General features: G+C 57.7%; 12 protein-coding genes. 5 read left to right on the forward strand and 7 right to left on the reverse strand.

Going from position 1 to position 19317, the window contains the following annotated elements; genetic code table 11:
• Positions 1 to 51: 51 nt before the first annotated feature.
• Entirely contained in the window at positions 52 to 7074 is a 7023-nt protein-coding gene (locus ACTWLJ_RS22585) for an NEL-type E3 ubiquitin ligase domain-containing protein (RefSeq protein WP_445178517.1), read from the reverse strand.
• Between the two features lie 177 nt (positions 7075 to 7251).
• Here ACTWLJ_RS22585 and ACTWLJ_RS22590 point away from each other — a divergent pair, with 177 nt between their 5' ends.
• The gene (locus ACTWLJ_RS22590) at positions 7252 to 7470 is read left to right on the forward strand and encodes a DUF2970 domain-containing protein (RefSeq protein WP_401209410.1); all 219 of its coding nucleotides are present in this window, start codon (positions 7252 to 7254) and stop codon (positions 7468 to 7470) included.
• A 6-nt stretch (positions 7471 to 7476) separates the two neighbouring features.
• Here ACTWLJ_RS22590 and ACTWLJ_RS22595 read toward each other — a convergent pair whose 3' ends face one another.
• Positions 7477 to 8550 (reverse strand): ABC transporter substrate-binding protein, encoded by a 1074-nt coding sequence (locus ACTWLJ_RS22595; protein ID WP_445178518.1) that lies wholly within the window; start codon positions 8548 to 8550, stop codon positions 7477 to 7479.
• Between the two features lie 524 nt (positions 8551 to 9074).
• On the opposite strand from ACTWLJ_RS22595, the gene ACTWLJ_RS22600 reads away from it, so the two are divergent.
• Together ACTWLJ_RS22600 and ACTWLJ_RS22605 are read left to right on the forward strand one after the other, a co-directional pair.
• Positions 9075 to 10733, forward strand: coding sequence for a nitrite/sulfite reductase (locus tag ACTWLJ_RS22600; RefSeq protein WP_401209404.1), 1659 nt, complete (start codon positions 9075 to 9077; stop codon positions 10731 to 10733).
• Positions 10717 to 11211, forward strand: a complete 495-nt coding sequence (locus ACTWLJ_RS22605; RefSeq protein WP_401209401.1) for a DUF934 domain-containing protein — start codon at positions 10717 to 10719, stop codon at positions 11209 to 11211. The genes ACTWLJ_RS22600 and ACTWLJ_RS22605 overlap by 17 nt, the downstream gene beginning before the upstream one ends.
• 66 nt (positions 11212 to 11277) lie before the next feature.
• On the opposite strand, the gene sohB is transcribed toward ACTWLJ_RS22605, so the two are convergent.
• A complete protein-coding gene (gene sohB, locus ACTWLJ_RS22610; protein WP_445178519.1) occupies positions 11278 to 12309 on the reverse strand; it encodes a protease SohB in 1032 nt (343 codons plus the stop codon).
• A 204-nt stretch (positions 12310 to 12513) separates the two neighbouring features.
• On the opposite strand from sohB, the gene ACTWLJ_RS22615 reads away from it, so the two are divergent.
• Both ACTWLJ_RS22615 and ACTWLJ_RS22620 read left to right on the forward strand, forming a co-directional pair.
• Complete coding sequence (locus ACTWLJ_RS22615; protein ID WP_445178520.1) at positions 12514 to 13224, forward strand: histidine phosphatase family protein; 711 nt, start codon at positions 12514 to 12516, stop codon at positions 13222 to 13224.
• A 49-nt stretch (positions 13225 to 13273) separates the two neighbouring features.
• On the forward strand, positions 13274 to 13588 hold the full coding sequence (locus ACTWLJ_RS22620) for an SCP2 sterol-binding domain-containing protein (protein ID WP_123431867.1): 315 nt from the start codon (positions 13274 to 13276) through the stop codon (positions 13586 to 13588).
• Between the two features lie 58 nt (positions 13589 to 13646).
• On the opposite strand, the gene ACTWLJ_RS22625 is transcribed toward ACTWLJ_RS22620, so the two are convergent.
• From ACTWLJ_RS22625 to ACTWLJ_RS22640, 4 genes are read right to left on the reverse strand one after another with little or no spacing between them, the layout of a single operon-like run.
• A complete protein-coding gene (locus ACTWLJ_RS22625) occupies positions 13647 to 15224 on the reverse strand; it encodes an ABC transporter ATP-binding protein (RefSeq protein WP_445178521.1) in 1578 nt (525 codons plus the stop codon).
• Between the two features lies 1 nt (position 15225).
• Positions 15226 to 16248 (reverse strand): ABC transporter permease, encoded by a 1023-nt coding sequence (locus ACTWLJ_RS22630; RefSeq protein ID WP_445178522.1) that lies wholly within the window; start codon positions 16246 to 16248, stop codon positions 15226 to 15228.
• The gene (locus tag ACTWLJ_RS22635; protein WP_445178523.1) at positions 16248 to 17312 is read right to left on the reverse strand and encodes a microcin C ABC transporter permease YejB; all 1065 of its coding nucleotides are present in this window, start codon (positions 17310 to 17312) and stop codon (positions 16248 to 16250) included. Before ACTWLJ_RS22635 ends, ACTWLJ_RS22630 begins: the two co-directional genes overlap by 1 nt.
• Complete coding sequence (locus tag ACTWLJ_RS22640; RefSeq protein WP_445178524.1) at positions 17299 to 19149, reverse strand: extracellular solute-binding protein; 1851 nt, start codon at positions 19147 to 19149, stop codon at positions 17299 to 17301. The genes ACTWLJ_RS22635 and ACTWLJ_RS22640 overlap by 14 nt, the downstream gene beginning before the upstream one ends.
• Between the last annotated feature and the right edge of the window lie 168 nt (positions 19150 to 19317).

The following is a 19317-nucleotide window of genomic DNA, read 5'->3' on the forward strand; positions in this document are numbered from 1 at the left end:
CCGGGCGTACCGTCGTCGAGAATCGAATTGCGATTGCGCTGTTGGTGCTGATCAGATGTTCGATGAATCGGGCACCGCGGCAACCAGACCCGCCGCCTTGATTTGCTCTCGCGTCAGTTCGATTATTTTGGCGTTGCGCTCAGCCGCACGATCAAACAGCCTGCTCAGATACACAGGATCATCAGCACTCAGTTCGTCATCCTCATCTTCCCCCAGCAATTGCGCTTCATCCAGTTTCCTGAATTCTTCAGGCTGCTGCTCCTTGAGATACTCGAGCCAATAATCGCGCTGCATCAGATCCTCCAGGAACCTGTCGGAGTGTTCGGCTGCGATTATCTCGAGCCGCGCATCCACCAGTTGCTGAGGGGAAACGCCTGACGCGAATGTCATGTTTTTCGGCTGCCCGGGGAGTTCCAGTCCGTCAGGCCACCCACTGGTCAAACCGATTCGATAACCCAGGCGCACTTCTGCTTCGTCAAAACCGTTGCCTGCCGCTGCTGATTTCGCCAACTCATCTACCTTGTCCAGCCGGAAAAGTCGACGTGACAACATCAGTAACGCCGCACCTTTGAGCCTTGGACGACCGACCGGCAAATCGAGCAGCGCGTTATAGGTAAACACTTTGCTCTCCAGGCCACTGAAAGTGAGGATGCGTCCATCCACACAAGTACCGTGAGTCGTGGAACCGGCGAAAATCACTTCCCTGAGTTCGGTATTGCTGGCGGCCGCTTCCATGACCGTCCACATCCGGCGGGTCAGATCGGCGTTGGCAACCCGAAACTCGCGAGTGTCCTGCAAACGTTCAAGCAGATGGAAGAACGCAGCGCTATCTGGTTCCGCTGCCAGTTGATCCCAGAGTTTGTTCCTGTCAGCCAACTGCTCGGGCGCAAGGTTGGCCAGCCAAGGGGTTTTGTATTGGATTTGAGACGGATCGGGTGGGAGGGTCTCGTCCGACTCGATGCTTTCCGTCGTTTCGCTGAGTCCGCCCGCAACATCGTCGGCCATCTCCTCAAGATCGGAGTGTGAGAATCCCAATACCCGCTCGCGCTGTCCTGATGCCTGATACGTGCGAAGCCGCTCGATGGACTCTTGCGCAAGGTTGTAGTTGTCGGTCAGATCAGTTCCCGCCATCAAATGATCATGACTTCCATCAAGGGCTTGCTCAGGAATTGTGCTGATGTCATTACGGCTCAGATTCAGGATTCGCAAGTGCGCAGTATCCAGGGACCCGGCGGGCCATTCGATCAGATTGTTGTTGCGCAGATCGAGCCCCTCCAGACGCTGCAAATAGCTGACATCAAATGATTCGAGATTGTTGTAGCTCAAATCCAGCCAGGTCAGATGCTCAAGACTGGACAAGGCACTGTACAACCGCTCAGGATCGTAGAAATTGTTCGCCGAGAGCTCCAGCCGCTCCAGCCCCGTCATATCTCGAACCGCTTCAGGTACTGCCTCCATTGCGTTGCCATTGAGTGCCAGTGTCCGCACCTGGGTGAAAGCATTGAGAAAGCCGTTCGAGCCCTCGGCAGTCATCCTTACCCCCGTCATGCTCAACGTACCGACATGCGCAAAGTCATCCGGTAGCGCCGGAATATCCCCCAGTTGCAGACCGTTGAGATCCAACACGACATCCGTCGCAGCGTTGGCGCCAGGCAGCCTCGCGCGCCAGCATGTGAGGATGCGCCATGCAGCCAGATTCCGGGATTGAGACGAAATCACCCAGTCGGTACCCCGGATTTCGCGGGTATACACCCAGCCGTTCAGTTGACGCACCAACGCTTCGAAGGTCTGGTTCCACCCGGCAATCCGCTCAGCGATTTCAGTATCCGTGGCTCCACCCCCACGTAACTGTTCGATTACCTGCAACGCCTGCTCATCGTCGAACGCCGGTTGCATCCGTTGAATCCCTTTGCACATCAATGCATCACCCTCACCTTCTGGCGCCAAGGCAAGTGGCAGCAAGTTTCGGGCAATCGTGAGCCCGTCCTCCGGTGGAGGGAAAACAGACGGCAGGGGCTCCCGGGCAAATGCTTCCAGCGCACCGTCGGGCAGGCCGATTTCAGATTCGATCCGCTGCTGTGCCGTTCGCAGCGCAGCAGTCGCAGCCGGAGTCAAAGGGCAGCCGGTCAGATTGGCATTGACCAACGCGTTATTTTCCAGCGCCGCTTGAGGCAGCGTCGTGATTTTACTATTGCGCAAATCCAGCCAAGTCAGTCGCGGCAGGCTTTCAGCCCCTGTAGGCCATGCTTGCACATCCGTGCCTTCAAGGCTGAGCGCCCTGAGGCGACGCAAGCCACTGACGTTCAACCCAGTCATGGGATTGTTGTGTAAATCCAGATATTCAAGGGCCGGCATCGCTTCCAACCCCTGTTGCACGGCTAACGTATCAGTCAGCAAATTATCGGAAAGGTACAGTCGGGACAGCCTGGACAGCCCGCCCGCATCAATCGGCAGCTCATGCAGGCGGTTATCTCTCAGATCGAGCGTTTGCACTTCGCTGAAGCCTCTGAGAAAACCACGCAGCTGTGCGACTCCGGACCGTTGCCCCTGCAGAAGCAACGTACGCACATGGGTGAACGCGCCATCAGGCAATGACGGAAGGTCGCTGAGCATCAAACCCGACAAGTCCAGAGTCGAGGAAGCAATCGTCGATCCGTAACGGCTGAACATCCCTCTGCGCCAATTGGTTCTGAGCGCATGTGCTGCGTTTGATCGCCCGAGAATCTCGAAGAGCGTTTCCTGCGACACCGTTACCTGCTGCAACCATCCATGGAGTTGCCTGTCCAGCGCCTCGTATTGCTCACTCAAGGCTTCGATTACGGCGAAACGCTGATCTTCGCTCGGCGACTGTTCAAAGAACCGGTTGAACACGCCTTCCGGAGACTCGTTCACGCCTTCGCCCAAACGCCTTAACTCACCTTTGCAGTAATCCCTGACCATTGCCTCTCGGTCGATCAGGTGCTCGGGGTGCGACTTGACATATTCATAGGCAGGCGTGAAGTTTTCGCGGGAGAATCTGGACCAGTCGAGCGACAGCCCCGACCAGAGCTTTTCATGTCCACTGAACAGTCCCCGGGGCAGCGTACTGATACATGTGCGCTGCAAGTTCAGGCGTTCGAGCTCTGGCAAGTCGAGTACACCAGCGGGCCACTCCAGCAGTGAATAGGCCGCAATGTCCAACTTGCGCAGGCGGCGTAAACGAGTGACATCGAAGCTGATCGGCTGATAGCTCGACGAACAGATGGTCAGCTCTTCAAGCCGGGTCAACAGACTCAAGCGGGCAGGCATGTCCGCGGCAAACGGCATCGCGCTATAAAGCGTCAGATCGGTCAGTTGAGGCATTTCCTGTAACGACTGAGGTATGTTGCCGAACGCTTCACCGGTGGCATTGATGCGCAGGTATTTCAGTTTTGGGAATGAGACCAGTAACGCATCAGCATTTGCGTCTGTGATGCAACGCCCCCGGATACTCAGATCCTGTACGTGTGAAAAGTCGGCCGACAACGCTGGCAGTGGTTCATCACAGTTCAAATCCAACTGTTTGAACCGCGGCTGGACGTCCGCCAACGGCGAGTTACGCCAGCTCTGCCTGATACTTTGTACTGCACGGGACTTTCCACCAATCATCGACTCCAGTGTGGGATTGAGCGTCGGTACACCTTCCCACTGGGCGAGGGTCGACTCAAGCTCCTCCCATTCGCGCATGCGCCTTTGCAGCAACTCGTAAATCTGTGCGTCGTTCTTGCCCATCGACAGGTGTTCAAGGATGAATCCGCCGGCCTGTGTATCGGAGAGCGCCGGATAAACGTCTTGCACCCGGTTCACCAATAAAGGGTTTACCCCCTGACCGCGTCCGCTTGCGTAATAACCCAGACCATGCGCCGGCACACGTACCGGAGGCTTGAATATTTTGTTCACGAAATAGCGACGGGAGGCCAGATGCGCCAATTCGGCACGATGCTGAATGGCATGATCGATCACCGTCCGGCGCAGGTTCGCGCTTTGCGAGACATCGTCAAACCCCAGGCCCTGACGGCTTCGATCCGGCAGCGCATGCATGACCGAGGCGAAAAAGTTGTCACCCTGACGAGGCACTCCATTAAGCGCCTCGCCGCGCTCGTCGAACGCTTGATAGGACGCCCCGCGCTTGACCAGATACTTGCGCTGCGTCGCGCTACGGCTGCCGATACTGTCGATCAGCAAACCATCGATAGTGCCCTCTCGGACTTCCAGACGAATGTCGTTCCTCCATCCCGGCAATCTTTCCAGCACACGCAAGGCCAGCCACTTACTCTGGGCGGCTGCCAGGTTCTCCATGTGCAGGCCTGCAATCGCGTGATCAAAGCGGCGCTGCTGCGCATAGTCACGCGACTCTTCCAGCAACCTGAGCGGGATTTTCGCACTGTTCCGAAATCGGCCGAGTTCTTCGGCGTTGGCGTTCAGCAATACCCTTGACGCAGCTGAACTGCCCAACCCAGGTGTCGCTCGTTGCAGCTTCGCGATCTGCGGGTCCTTGAGTTGTGGCTCTAAATAGAGCTGCTCGAACAGTGCCGGTTGCCGACTTCGCAGGAACTCTGCCATTTGCTTTCTGAGCTCCAGCGGCCTGGACTCGGCGATACGCGAGGATTCCGCACCCAGCAGCCAAAGCGTTTCAGATTCATCCAGGTCAGTCAGAATGCGCTCGGCCAGGTCACCATTCAACGCCTCCGCTCGAGTGACCTGAATCGAGGCTTTGACAGTGTTATCGGACAATTGCGACCCGGCATCATATTTGACACTCGTCCCGAACAACTCCTGCCCGTCGAAAACTTCAAGCGCTCTGCCGACGGGCCATCGCGGCATCTCGGTCAACAAAGACAACGTCCGTAGATATCGATCATCGAGCGGCAAACCTCGTTCGACATGATCGATGATCCGCGATACGCCCTGCTCGGTCTCGAACAGCCGCAACGTATCGGCCAATGCCAGCGGAGCTGGAGAATTGTCTACATGCATCTGGCGCAAGGCGTCGTCACTGACACCGCTGATATCCGCGATATTGAGGAGTTGCTCATCGGAAAATGCCTCTGTGGTGTATCCGATACGCCGCAGCAACGTCAAACGGTTCCAGGTGAGCGGACGCTCCAGCGAATGACGCCAGGCCCCCAATCGATTGTGTTCGAGAATCGGTTGATAAGCCGAGGCATTGCCAGGATGTTGTATGCGCCATTTATTCAGGCTTTCGTCGAATAACGTCTGGTAGACCTTACCGCCTTGACGCATGTAAGACTTGCCGTCAACCCAGTGCAGGCCTTGTGCGTCGGGAACAGACCCATCACCCAGAGTCGCAGTACTTTCGTAGACCGAAAGGTCAGGCCTCCACAGTCGGGTGCTGCCATCAGGCAGTCGTACTGGTTGCAGGGACTCGATCACAGGCTCGGGTTTCACGGCGATCAGCCTGCCAATGCCTTTACCCGCGGCGGCCATAACCCCGATCATTGCCAGGTTTTCCGCGACATCAACCAAGTGCGCCCTGGCTGCCTTGCGATCACCTTCCGACCATTCGATTGCCCCCTCGAACGATTCATAGAGCAATTGCCCAGCCATCACCGTCATCATGACTTCGCCCAGCACCGGTACGAACATCGACACCATGTTCAAGGCGAGCATGCCGAATTCCAGCAGATGGTTAAGCTTCTCCGCCCTCGCCTTCGCATCGACATCCGCCGTAGGTACGGCATGGGCGCGTGCATCGGCGATGACTTTGGCAAGGTTCTGCTGGTAGAGGTAATCCCACAGATCCGTATTGGCAGCCCAGATGCCAGCCGCGCCGGAGCGCGTGACGCCGAACGGGTCGAGATACGGATTGTCCAGGGGCTGGCGTTGGCCCCGAGGCTCGGGAGGAAGCTCCTTGATGCGCGCTACATTGGAAAACGGCGGAATCATTTGCGCGACTTTCACCCAGACCGAACGCAACGGGTCTGATGACGTATCCGCCGATTCAGCGGTGAACTGGCTGAAATAGTAGGGATGGTCGGAGTAGGCGACAAACTGGCTGAAGAACCGTTGATAGGGCGTCGCGTCCCCCGGGGGGGCAGAATTATCCATGGCAGTGAACTTGCCCTTGAACGCCGTGCGCATCTGCGCCGAGGTATAGCGTTTCAGCGGATGTTCAGGGTCATGCGGGATGTAGACAATGAAGTCGCTGGTATAGCGATAGCGCTCACTGACGCTAAATACGACACACCCGGTCATTCTGCGCTTCATCAAGCTGAGGTCGCGAAACCAGACTTTTTTGTCACCGAGCACGGGATGGATTTCACCGTCTACTACCGTCAGGATCATTCTGTAGTCAGCAGGCTCGATATCTTTTTTCATCAACGCCATTTCGGCTGCGGCTCGCAACGCGGCTTTGTGGCTGGCAATGAACTCCTCGCGCAGAGTGTTCGTCGACTGAAAGAACGTCTGTAGACGAGCCTGATATTGCGTACCGATATCAAGGGTTCGACAAAGCGTCAGAAACTGCCTGACAGTGATGCCGATATCAGCCACCTCGAACGTGCCAGGGGTGGATGTTTCGATAACAAACCCGGATCTGCGGTGGAAGGCACCCTCCTCGCACTCGTACGCTTCGAAGTTATGCAGCGCAGACTGCACGAGTGAAAGCTTCAACACCTCGAACGAAGAAATCTCTATTTCAAGCAGGCTGACTTCCAGCGGATGCCTGAGACACACCAGGGTTTTATTGACATCGACAACGACGTTGTATTGATCCTTGAGGGCCTTCTTCAGCAGTTTTTCCGCGAATGCCTCGACGCTTTCGAGCGCTGACATTGTCTTGTCCAGCCGGGATTGAGCAAGAAAACCATTGGAGGCCGTTGTCTTCAGCTTGTTCCGCTGGTCGATGGACAAGCCTGCATACCAATCCGGTAACTGCGTTTGCGCTACCTTTAGCGCGGCACGGCGTGCCGAAGTTGCATTGAGCAACCAGCCGGGCATCCCCTGTTCAAGCAGCTTGGCGTGGAGGTTGCCACTGGCGGAAATCGGGGCATTGACGTTGATCACGACGTGCGACGTCGGGGGGTGAGTGGACATCCTGTCTCTCCTGCAAAGTGAGCTGACAGAACATCACTTTCGAACACCCTTGCTGCGGTACATAGTTATCGTGTTGGTACCGAGTTGTTTCCAATCACGTCGAAACGACCTGACGTGCGGGGCACAAAACGGTGGATTGGCTATGCTTTCGGGACAATCATTTCAGACGGGGGATTTATGGACGATCCAGTCGACAACAAGCCACCAACCTTCTGGCAGATGCTGCACAGCGTCATGGCGGCAGCGTTTGGTGTGCAGAGCGGGAAAAACCGGGCAAGGGACTTCACTCATGGCAAACCCAGCCATTTTCTGATTCTGGGCATTCTGTTCACGGCAGTATTCGCCCTGACGCTGTTTGCCATCGTCAAACTGGTGGTGCATTTCGCGGGCGTCTGAAACGTCTCAGCGCATCAGGGTTTGCAACGTGAACGGGTAGCGATACGACGCCGGACGCCCTTTGGCTGTCAATTGACGAAAACTGATGCCGTAATCCGGTGACTCGCCCATGGCCAGCATCTTTCGGGCGCGGGCCTTGTCGATCAATTGAAGCGAAGGGATCTGCCGGTCGCGACCGCCGTACAGATCCAGGTTCACCCCCTGATTATCGTCATGTACTTCCACCAGAGCCCAGCCGCCCAAGGTGAAGTGGCCGCCGAGCAAGGCACTCAGACGGCCGTCGACCAGCGCCTGCAACGCCGCAGGCGAGGTATTGACCGCACTGAACAACGCATCTTTCCCGGGGGTTTTGCCGGTCTCCTCCAAGGCGCGCATGGCGCCAAAAGCCATTTCATCATTGGCCGACCACACCAGCGATACTTTCGGATATCGCGCAAATAACAGCCTGGCTTGTTCATAGGCGCGTTCTTGCGTCCAGCCGCTGTAGACCAACTGGCGCAAGCGCACCTGCGGATGTTCAGCCAATGCGCGTTGCATGCCGTGCTCACGCAACTGCGCCGAAGGGGTGATTTTCAACCCGGAGAACGCCAACGCTTCAATCACCTCGCCCGGGGCCACTGGCGGATGCAAGCGAATCAGCTCTTTCATCATCAGATAGCCACCCTCCTCGTCATTGGGCACGAGGCTGCCGATATGTTCCTCACGCTCCCCCAACAGGCTCTGCTGATTGGCCGTGAGCGCGGCGTTGACGATAAACAGCTTCACGCCACTGCCCTGCGCCATTCGCAAAATCTGTGGGGCAACGTATTGCTCATTGGCGAAGATCAGATAATCAGGGCGGTTCGGACCTTGCAGCGCGAGTCGAGCCTGGGCCAGGGTCAACTCGGGATTACGCTGGGCGTACAGAATCTTCAGATCGATTTGCAGATCCCGGGCTGCGGCCTGCATGAACTGCGAATAACTGAGCCAGAAGGTTTCTTCGGTCGAACCCGGATTCAGAAACAGCACAGACTCTGCGCGCGCGGCAGAACCGAAAACCGCACTGAACAGTGCCAGGCTTAAGTAGAAAAACTTGTGCATGAATCATCCGGGCCCCGGAAAAATGGCTGCGCATTATAGCCATCGATCCATCGACGAACTGCGCATTTCCCGTTTTTTGTCCGACAATCGTCAGAGGCGGGCCCGGACAGGGTCGTTTACTGGTGACTAACCCAGAATATCGCCGTGCCCACGACCAGAATGATCAGGAACAAAATGGCCCAAGCATCGACGCTACTATCGCTTTTCCTTGCTTTGGTTGGGTTGCTCATTGCATCGCCTCTTGTCGGTTTTATCGGTGATTGCAGAAAGACTCGACCACAGTTAAGACGATGATTGTCCGCACGACAAATGTGGATTAGTTGACAGCCATTCTCGTTAGGCGATTTGGTTCTTTACATATACTCAAACATCACTTTTGCGCATAACTGCAAACGGGTATATTGCCCCGGCTCCGTTAGGGAGTGCGCGACCGTGCGCGCAGAATTGCAGAGGCTCAATCGGACTCCAGCAAGCGAAAAACGCAGCGTTTTCCGAGTAGCCCCAAGCCTGAGAACAGGACTTATATGTACGTATACGACGAGTACGATCAGCGGATCATCGAGGACCGCGTCAAGCAGTTCCGTGATCAGACCCGACGCTATCTGGCAGGTGAGCTGAGCGAAGAAGAATTCCGCCCTCTGCGCCTGCAAAATGGCCTGTACATCCAGCGTTTCGCGCCGATGTTGCGAGTGGCGGTGCCTTACGGCCAGCTGACTTCGCGCCAGACGCGAATGATGGCGAAGATTGCCCGTGACTTCGACAAGGGCTATGCCCACATCAGTACCCGGCAAAACGTACAGTTCAACTGGCCGGCGGTCGAAGACATCCCGGACATCCTCGCTGAACTGGCGACCGTGCAGATGCACGCGATCCAGACCAGCGGCAACTGCCTGCGCAACGTCACCACTGACCAGTTTGCCGGCGTCGCTGCCGACGAAGTGATCGATCCGCGCCCATGGTGCGAGATCGTCCGTCAATGGACTACGTTCCACCCGGAATTCGCCTACCTGCCGCGCAAGTTCAAGATTGCCGTCAATGGTTCGACTTCCGACCGCGCCGCGATCGAAGTCCACGACATTGGTCTTGAGCCAGTGCACAACGCCGCTGGCGAACTGGGTTTCCGCGTGCTGGTGGGTGGCGGTCTGGGCCGTACTCCGGTGGTTGGCGCGTTCATCAACGAGTTCCTGCCATGGCAGGACCTGTTGAGCTATCTCGATGCCATTCTGCGGGTCTACAACCGCTATGGCCGTCGCGACAACAAGTACAAGGCGCGGATCAAGATCCTCGTCAAGGCACTGACGCCTGAAGTGTTCGCCCAGAAAGTCGATGCGGAAATGGAGCACCTGCGCGGTGGCCAGACCACATTGACCGAAGCCGAACTGCATCGCGTCGCCAAGCACTTCGTCGACCCGGACTACCTGGCGCTGGATAACCAGACCGCCGAACTGGCCGCACTCGACAAAGAACATCCGGGCTTCGCTCGCTGGCGCAGTCGCAATACCCTGGCGCACAAGAAGCCGGGTTATGTCGCCGTGACCCTGTCTCTGAAGCCGACCGGTGTTGCACCGGGCGACATCACCGACAAGCAACTCGATGGCGTCGCCGATCTGGCCGAGCGCTACAGCTTTGCTCAACTGCGCACCTCGCACGAGCAGAACATCATTCTGGCCGACGTCGAACAGCGCCAGTTGTTCACCCTGTGGGGCGAACTGCGCGAGCAAGGTTTTGCCACACCGAACATTGGCCTGCTGACCGATATCATCTGCTGCCCGGGCGGTGATTTCTGCTCCCTGGCCAACGCCAAGTCGATCCCGATTGCCGAATCAATCCAGCGCCGTTTCGACGACCTGGACTACCTGTTCGATATCGGCGAACTGGACCTGAACATCTCCGGTTGCATGAACGCCTGCGGTCACCACCACGTCGGCCACATCGGCATCCTCGGGGTGGACAAGAAAGGTGAAGAGTTCTATCAGGTGTCCCTCGGTGGCAGCGCCAGCCGCGATGCCAGCCTGGGCAAGATCCTCGGCCCGTCCTTCGCACAGGACGCCATGCCTGACGTGATCTCGAAGCTGATCGACGTCTACGTTGAACAACGTACCGAAGACGAGCGCTTCATCGACACCTACCAGCGTATTGGCATCGACCTCTTCAAGGAACGCGTCTATGCAGCGAATCATTAAGAACAACGCGGTGGTCGACGAAACCTGGCACTTGCTGCCAAAGGACGCGACCCTCGACGGTATTTCCAACTGCGACGACCTGATCGTGCCGCTGGCCCTGTGGCGTGAGCATGCGCATGCACTCAAGGCTCGCGACGGCGGTCTGGGTGTGTGGCTGGACGCCGATGAAGAAGCCGAGGAAATCGGTGAAGACGTGGGCGAGTTCCAGGTTATCGCCCTGAACTTCCCGGCCTTTACCGATGGCCGCAACTACTCCAACGCGCGCCTGCTGCGCGACCGTTACGGTTTCAAGGGTGAACTGCGCGCCATCGGCGATGTGTTGCGCGATCAGTTGTTCTACCTGCACCGTTGCGGTTTCGATGCGTTTGCCCTGCGCGCCGATAAAGACCCGTACGAAGCCCTTGAAAGCCTCAAGGACTTCTCGGTGACCTATCAGGCCGCCACCGACGAGCCGCTGCCGCTGTTCCGTCGTCGATAAACCTTCGGGTTTATTCTGCATAAAAAAACGCCGGTCACTGACCGGCGTTTTTTATGACTGACTGTTTTACCAGAAGCGTTGCTGGGTCAACCGGCTCCACCAACTCAGCAGCACGCGATCCACCGAGCCGCTGGCTGCCATGCCGATGCGCTCTTGCAGGCTTTTGCGCTCGGCATAATGCAAGTGGTAGACCTCGGACTTCTTCGCCCGATCAGCGAGGTATTCGTCGCTGGTCTTGAGTTCATCCACCAGTTGTTTGTCCAGCGCCGCGACGCCGAGCCAGACTTCACCGGTAGCCACGTCGTCGATGGCCAGTTGCGGGCGATAACGCGCAACGAAGTTCTTGAACAGTTGATGGGTGATGTCCAGATCTTCCTGGAACTTCTCCCGACCCTTTTCGGTGTTTTCGCCAAACACGGTCAGGGTGCGTTTATATTCACCAGCGGTGAGCACTTCGAAATCGATGTCGTGCTTCTTCAGCAGGCGATTGACGTTGGGCAACTGCGCTACAACGCCGATGGAGCCGAGAATCGCGAACGGTGCGCTGATGATCTTCTCGCCGATGCAAGCCATCATGTAGCCGCCGCTGGCCGCAACCTTGTCGATGCACACGGTCAACGGCACGCCGGCTTCGCGGATGCGTGCCAGTTGCGACGAGGCCAGACCATAGCTGTGAACCATGCCGCCGCCGCTTTCCAGACGCAGCACGACTTCATCTTTCGGCGTGGCCAGGGTCAGCAGCGCAGTGATTTCGTGACGCAGGCTCTCGGTGGCTGACGCTTTGATGTCACCGTCGAAATCCAGCACAAACACTCGGAATTTGGCCTCGGGTTTGTTCTTCTGCTTCTTCGCGCTTTTCTCGGATTTGGCCTCGCCTTTGCGCAATGCCTTCAATTGATCCTTGTCGAGCAAGGTTTGCTCGAGGCGTTCACGCAGCCCTTTGTAGAAATCATTGAGCTTGCTGACCTGCAACTGTCCGGCCGATTTGCGCCGGCCTTTGCTGCGCAACGCGGCAAAACTGGCCAGCACCACCAGAATGGCGACCACCAGGGTTACGGTCTTGGCCAGGAAGCTGGCGTATTCGACAAAAAACTCCACAGAGACTCCTTCAAACGATGCGCGGCTTCAAGACACGCGCGGGATGGCTCCAGCATACCCATGCACCCGCTCGGCGACCAGCCATGAAACCTCTGGCAACAAGCTTGCGACGGGTCATTCAAACAAGCGTATGTTTTTTCATTGACAGCACATGCTCATGCTCATAACCTCGCCAAACCTTCAACGTACCGGGATGACGCGGACGTGGGCAGCATCTATTTGATTCGACATGGCCAAGCCTCCTTTGGTGCAGACGACTATGACGTCCTCTCGCCGACCGGTGTGCGTCAGGCAGAAATACTCGGCAAACACCTGGCCGAGCTGGGGATCAGCTTTGATCGGTGCCTGGCCGGCGACCTGCGCCGTCAGCAGCACACGGCCAATAGCGCGCTGGAGCAATTCAGCGCTGCCGGCCTTCCCGCACCCATTCTGGAAACCGATGCCGCGTTCAACGAGTTCGATGCCGAGGCAGTGATCCGCGCCCTGCTCCCGGCGATGTTGCCGGATGAACCGGAAGCCCTCGACATTCTGCGCAACGCTGCGCAAAACCGTGGCGAGTTTCAGCGGATCTTCGCGCTGATCATCGAACGCTGGCTGTCCGGCACCTACGACCCGCCGGGTCTGGAAAGCTGGCTGGGGTTCGTCGAACGGGTTCAGGGCGGTCTGCAACGCATTCTCGAACAGGCCGACGGCAACCAGAAAATTGCCGTGTTTACCTCCGGCGGCACGATCACCGCGCTGATCCACCTGATTACGCAAATGCCTGCAAGACAGGCGTTCGAACTGAACTGGCAAATCGTCAACACCTCGCTCAACCAGCTGAAATTCCGCGGTCGCGAGGTTTCTCTGGCTTCCTTCAACAGTCATGCACACCTGCAACTGATGAAGGCTCCGGAACTCATCACCTTTCGCTGAGTCCGGATTACTGTGACCCTGCTGCAATCAACCCAATAAGGATCGAACCATGACCTCCGTAGCTGATGCCGTACAAGCAATGAAAGCCAAGTTCAACCCAGCCGCTGCTGCCGGTCTGGATCTGGTCTTCGGTTTCCGCATCGACGAAGAAAAGAACTTCTCGCTGATCGTCAAGGACAGCACCTGCGAGCTGCAGGAAGGCGTGAATCCGGATGCCCAGGTCACTCTGGTGATGGACGGTGAAACCCTGGAAGGCATCGTCGACGGTTCGACCGACGGCATGCAAGCGTTCATGGGCGGCAAACTGCGCGCTGAAGGCGACATGATGCTGGCAATGAAACTGTCCGAACTGTTCCCGTCGTAAGACGTCAGTCGGTAGCAAACAAATCCCGCCCTTGTGGCGGGATTTGTCGTTTCAAGCCTCAGGCATTTACAAACGCAGCCGCCAGCAACTCCCGCGTATACGGATGCTGTGCCGAGCGAAACAGCTCTGTGGTCTCGCCACGCTCCAGCACTTCACCGTCCTTCATCACAATCAGGTCATGGGCCAGCGCTCGCACCACTGCCAGATCATGGCTGATGAACAGATACGTCAGACCGTGTTCCTCCTGCAGTCGCCGCAACAGCGCAACGATCTGTTTCTGCACCGTGCGATCCAGCGCCGAAGTGGGCTCGTCCAGCAGGATCAGATCAGGCTTGAGCACCAGAGCCCGGGCAATCGCGATGCGTTGGCGCTGACCACCGGAGAACTCGTGGGGGTAGCGGTGGCGAGTCGAGGGATCGAGACCGACTTCATGCAGCACATCGATTACTGCCCTTTCGCGCTCAACAACATTCAGATCGGTATGCACGCGCAATCCTTCGGCGATGATCTGCTCCACGCACAGGCGCGGGCTGAGGCTGCCAAACGGGTCCTGAAATACTACTTGCAGCCGTTTGCGTAACGGCCGCAGTTGTTTGCCGCTCATTTGCTCCAGCGCTTCGCCCTGAAAACGAATCGAGCCTTGGGCATCAATAAGCCGCAGGATCGCCTGGCCCAGTGTCGACTTGCCTGAGCCCGACTCACCGACAATCCCCAGGGTCTTGCCGCGCTGCAGGTTCAAATCGATGCCATCGACAGCCTTGAGGTACGACTTGGGCTGCCACCAGCCTCCGCCCAATCGGAAATGAACCTTGAGATCGCGCACCTCAAGCAAGTCCTCCGCGACATCCCGGGACAACGCCTCACCGCCCGGTTCGGCATTCAGTAATTCGATGCTGTAAGGATGTTGGGGTGTTCTGAACAATTGCTCGCAAGGCGCCTGCTCGACAATTACGCCACCCCGCATTACGGCTACTCGCTGGGCAATATTGCGCACCAGATTGAGGTCATGACTGATGATCAGCAGCGCCATGCCCAACCGCTGTTGCAGCTCCTTGAGCAGCATCAGAATCTTGCGCTGCACCGTGACATCCAGTGCCGTGGTCGGCTCATCGGCGATCAGCAATTGCGGCTCGCAGGCCAGCGCCATGGCGATCATCACTCGCTGTCGCTGACCGCCCGAGAGCTGATGCGGATAAGCCTTGAGCCGTTCGCCGGGTTTCTGGATGCCGACCAGTTCCAGCAATTCCAGAATACGTTTGCGTGCCGCTGCACCCGCCAGGCCTTTATGCAGCGCAAGGCTTTCACCAAGTTGCCGTTCGATGGTGTGCAAGGGATTCAACGAACTCATAGGCTCCTGGAAAATCATCGCAATCCGATTACCGCGCAATTGCCGCAGATAACGCTCATGTACGCCTAGCAACTCTTCGCCGGCATAACGAATACTGCCGTCAATCCGCGTGATCGCCGGGTCGAGCAATTGCAGAATGCTGTGCGCGGTCACCGATTTGCCGGAGCCGGACTCACCGACCAATGCCAGGCACTCACCGGGGCGGATATCGAGGTCGATACCGCGCACCACTTCCTGGCCATTGAATGCGACTCGCAAGTCGCGCAGTTCGATCAGGTTCTCGCTCATATCAAGTCCTTGGGTCATACGCATCACGGCAGGCTTCGCCGATGAAAACCAGCAACGAGAGAATCAACGCCAAGGCAAAAAAAGCGGTCAGCCCCAGCCAGGGTGCTTGCAGATTGTTCTTGCCCTGTCCGATCAACTCGCCCAATGAGGCGCTGCCGGCCGGCATGCCAAAACCGAGAAAATCCAGCGCCGACAAGGTCGCAATCGCCCCGGTCAGAATGAACGGCAGATAGGTCAGGGTCGCACTCATGGCGTTGGGCAAAATATGCCGGCTGATCACCTGAGCATCACCCACGCCCAGCGCCCGCGCCGCTTTCACATATTCCAGCCCTCGGCTACGCAGGAACTCGGCGCGAACCACATCCACCAGACTCAGCCAGGAAAACAGCGCCATGATTCCCAGCAACCACCAGAAATCCGGTTCGACAAACCCCGACAGAATGATCAGCAGATACAGCACCGGCAGGCCCGACCAAACCTCCAGCAAGCGCTGACCGAACAGATCGATCCAGCCACCGTAGTAACCCTGCAATGCGCCAGCGGCGATGCCGATCAGTGCACTCGCGGCCGTCAGCGCCAACGCGAACAACAGCGAGACCCGGGTGCCGAAAATCACCCGCGCCAGCACATCCCGCGCCTGATCATCGGTGCCCAGCCAATTGGCACTGCTCGGCGGACTCGGCGCCGGTTCGGTCAGGTCGTAATTCACCGTATCGAAGCCGAACGGGATCGGCGCGAACCACATCCGTCCGCCCTGCCCCTCGATCAATTGCCGCACCTGAGCGCTGCGATAGTCCGGTTGAAACGGCAGTTCGCCGCCGAAATCCTGCTCGGTATAACGCTTGAACGCCGGGAAATATGATTCGTCCTTAAAGGTCACCAGCAGCGGCTTGTCGTTGGCGATCAATTCGCCGCCGAGGCTCAACCCAAACAACCCGAGAAACAGCCACAACGACCACCAACCCCGGCGATGTGCCTTGAAACGTGCCCAGCGACGCTGAGCAATGGGAGAAAGCGTCAGCATCAGGCAGCCCTCGCGGTGAAGTCGATACGCGGGTCGACCAGCGTGTAACAGAGGTCGCCGAGCAGTTTTATCAAGAGGCCGAACAAGGTGAAGATGAACAGCGAACCGAACACCACCGGATAGTCACGGGACACCGCCGCCTCGTAGCTGAGCCGGCCGAGGCCATCCAGCGAGAAGATCACTTCGATCAGCAGCGAACCACCGAAGAACACCGTTACCAACGCCTGAGGCAATCCGGCAACCACCAACAGCATCGCGTTGCGAAACACATGGCCGTACAACACTTGCCGCTCGCTCAAACCCTTGGCTCGCGCCGTGACCACGTAGAGCCGCGAAATCTCGTTGAGAAAGCTGTTCTTGGTGAGAATCGTCAGCGTGGCGAAACCGCCGATCACCAATGCACTGACCGGCAGCACCAAGTGCCAGAAATAATCGGCAACCTTGGCCCACAAGGACAACTCGGCAAAGTTGTCCGAAACCAGACCGCGCACCGGAAACCAGTCCAGCGCGGTGCCGCCGGCGAATACGATGATCAGCAGCAAGGCGAACAGAAAACCCGGCATCGCGTAGCCGATAATGATCGCCGCGCTACTCCATACATCGAAGGCCGAGCCGTTGTGCACAGCCTTGCGAATGCCCAGTGGAATCGACACCAGATAAGTGATCAGCGTCGCCCATAAACCCAGCGACAAAGTCACCGGCAGCTTTTGCCAGATCAGTTCAGTGACGCTGGCGCCTCGGAAGAAACTCTTGCCGAAGTCCAGTTGCGCGTAGCTTTTGAGCATCAACCACAGTCGTTCGCTGGCCGGTTTATCGAAGCCGTACTGACGTTCGATATCCGCTACCAGTTTGGGATCGAGGCCACGAGTGGCGCGGGATTCACCGCCGATGGTTTCGACATGCGCAGCACCTACCGCAGCGCCAACGCCAATACCTTGCAAACGGGCAATTGCTTGTTCCACCGGCCCACCGGGCGCGGCCTGCACGATCACGAAATTCACCAGCAGAATCGCCAACAGCGTCGGCACAATCAGCAACAAGCGTCTCAGGCTATAACCCCACATGGACGTATTCCTTTTGTTGTTGCTGCATCTGCGACTGGGTCAATGCGCTGGGGCTGATTTCCCACCATGTGTCGAGGCCGGCGTCGTACAGCGGCGCAATCGCCGGGCGGCCGAAACGGTTCCACCACACCGTGGAAATACCCGGCGGGTAATAGTTGGGAACCCAGTAGTATCCCCACTGCAACACCCGATCCAGCGCACGCGCGTGGCGCAGCAAACTGTCGCGATCAGCGGCCTGCACCAGACCTTCGAGCAGCGCATCCACTGCTGGATCGCGCAACACCATGTAGTTGTTGGAGCCCGGATCATCGGCACCATCGGAACCGAAATAATTGAACATCTCGCGCCCCGGCGCCTGACTGACCGGGTACCCGGCGACGATCATGTCGTAGTCTCGATTGCGCACACGGTTGGTGTATTGCGCAGTGTCGACCTGACGAATATCGAAGCCGATGCCGATCTGCGCCAGGTTGCGCTTGAACGGCAACAGCAGCCGTTCGAAACCCTTCTGGCCGTTAAGAAAGGTAAAGTGCAGCGGCTCACCGGCAGCATTCACCAGTTGATCGCCCCGAGGTTTCCAGCCTGCGGCTTCCAGTAGTTTCAACGCCTGTAATTGTTCAGCGCGGATGTTGCCGCTGCCGTCGCTTTTCGGTGCCTGGAACACCTGACTGAAGACTTCGTCGGGGATCTTTCCGCGCAATGGCTCAAGGATTTTCAGCTCTTCAGCGTCGGGCAGCTCGGTGGCCGAAAGCGCACTGTGCGAGAAGTAACTGCGCTGGCGCAGGTACATGCTGCGCATCATCTGCCGGTTGCTCCATTCGAAATCCCAGAGCATGGCGATGGCCTGTCGTACCCGACGATCCTGAAACAGCGGTTTCTGCAGGTTGAACACGAAACCCTGCGCGCCTTGCGCCGCACCGGGCGCCAGATGTTCTCGGAGCAATTTGCCTTGGTCCAGTGCCGCGCCGGCATAACCGATGGTGTAACTGGTGGCGGAAAATTCGCGGTTGTAATCGAAGCCGCCCGACTTGAGCACCTGACGCGAAACGTCGGTGTCGGCGAAAAATTCAACGCTCAACTGATCGAAGTTGTAGAGGCCGCGATTGATGGGCAGATCCTTGGCCCACCAATCCGTGACGCGCTTAAATTTCACGCTGCGCCCGGCATCCACTGCGCTGATCCTATACGGGCCGCTGCCCGGAGGAATCTCGAAACCCGCGCCATCGGCGAAATTGCGCGTGCGCCACCAATGTTCGGGGAGTACCGGCAGCGTCGCCAGATCCAGCGGTAAGGTGCGGCTGTCGTTGTTGCTGAACACGAAGCGCACCTGGGTTGAAGACTCGACCAGCACTTCGGCGACATCACGAAACTGCTGGCGGTATTTGAGGCTGCCTTGAGTGGTGAGCAGTTCGAAGGTATAGCGCACGTCTTCGGCGGTAATCGGCGTTCCATCGTCGAAGCGCGCGGCGGGATTCAGGTAAAACCGCAGCCAGCGGCGATCTGTATCCAGCTCCATTTTTTGCGCGACCAGTCCGTAGACGCTGTAAGGCTCGTCTTTGCTGCGATAAGCCAACGGAGCGTAGAGCCATCCGTCGATATCGGCCACGCCAGTGCCTTTGTCGATGTAAGGAATCAGGTGATCGAACGGGCCGCTTTCCAGCGAGGAACGGCGCAGGCTGCCACCCTTGGGCGCATTGGGGTTGGCATAGGCCAGGTGCTGGAAGTCCGGGGTGTACTTGGGGGCTTCGCCGTAGACGGTGAGCGCGGTTTGCGGGGCGGCGAATGTGGCTGGGCTGAGTAGCAGGCAGAAGCCCAGCAAGTTTGCTCTGTTGAACATGCGACAGTTCCTTGTTTCTCGGTGCTGCCACTGGCCTCTTCGCGAGCAAGCTCGCTCCCACAGAGGATTTGTGTTTCCACAGAACCAATGTGGGAGCGAGCCTGCTCGCGAAGGGGGCCGAACAGTCAAAACACCTTCTGCCTACCTGTGATGTGCAACAGGCCAGCA

The sequence above is a fragment of the Pseudomonas sp. McL0111 genome (assembly GCF_052567255.1).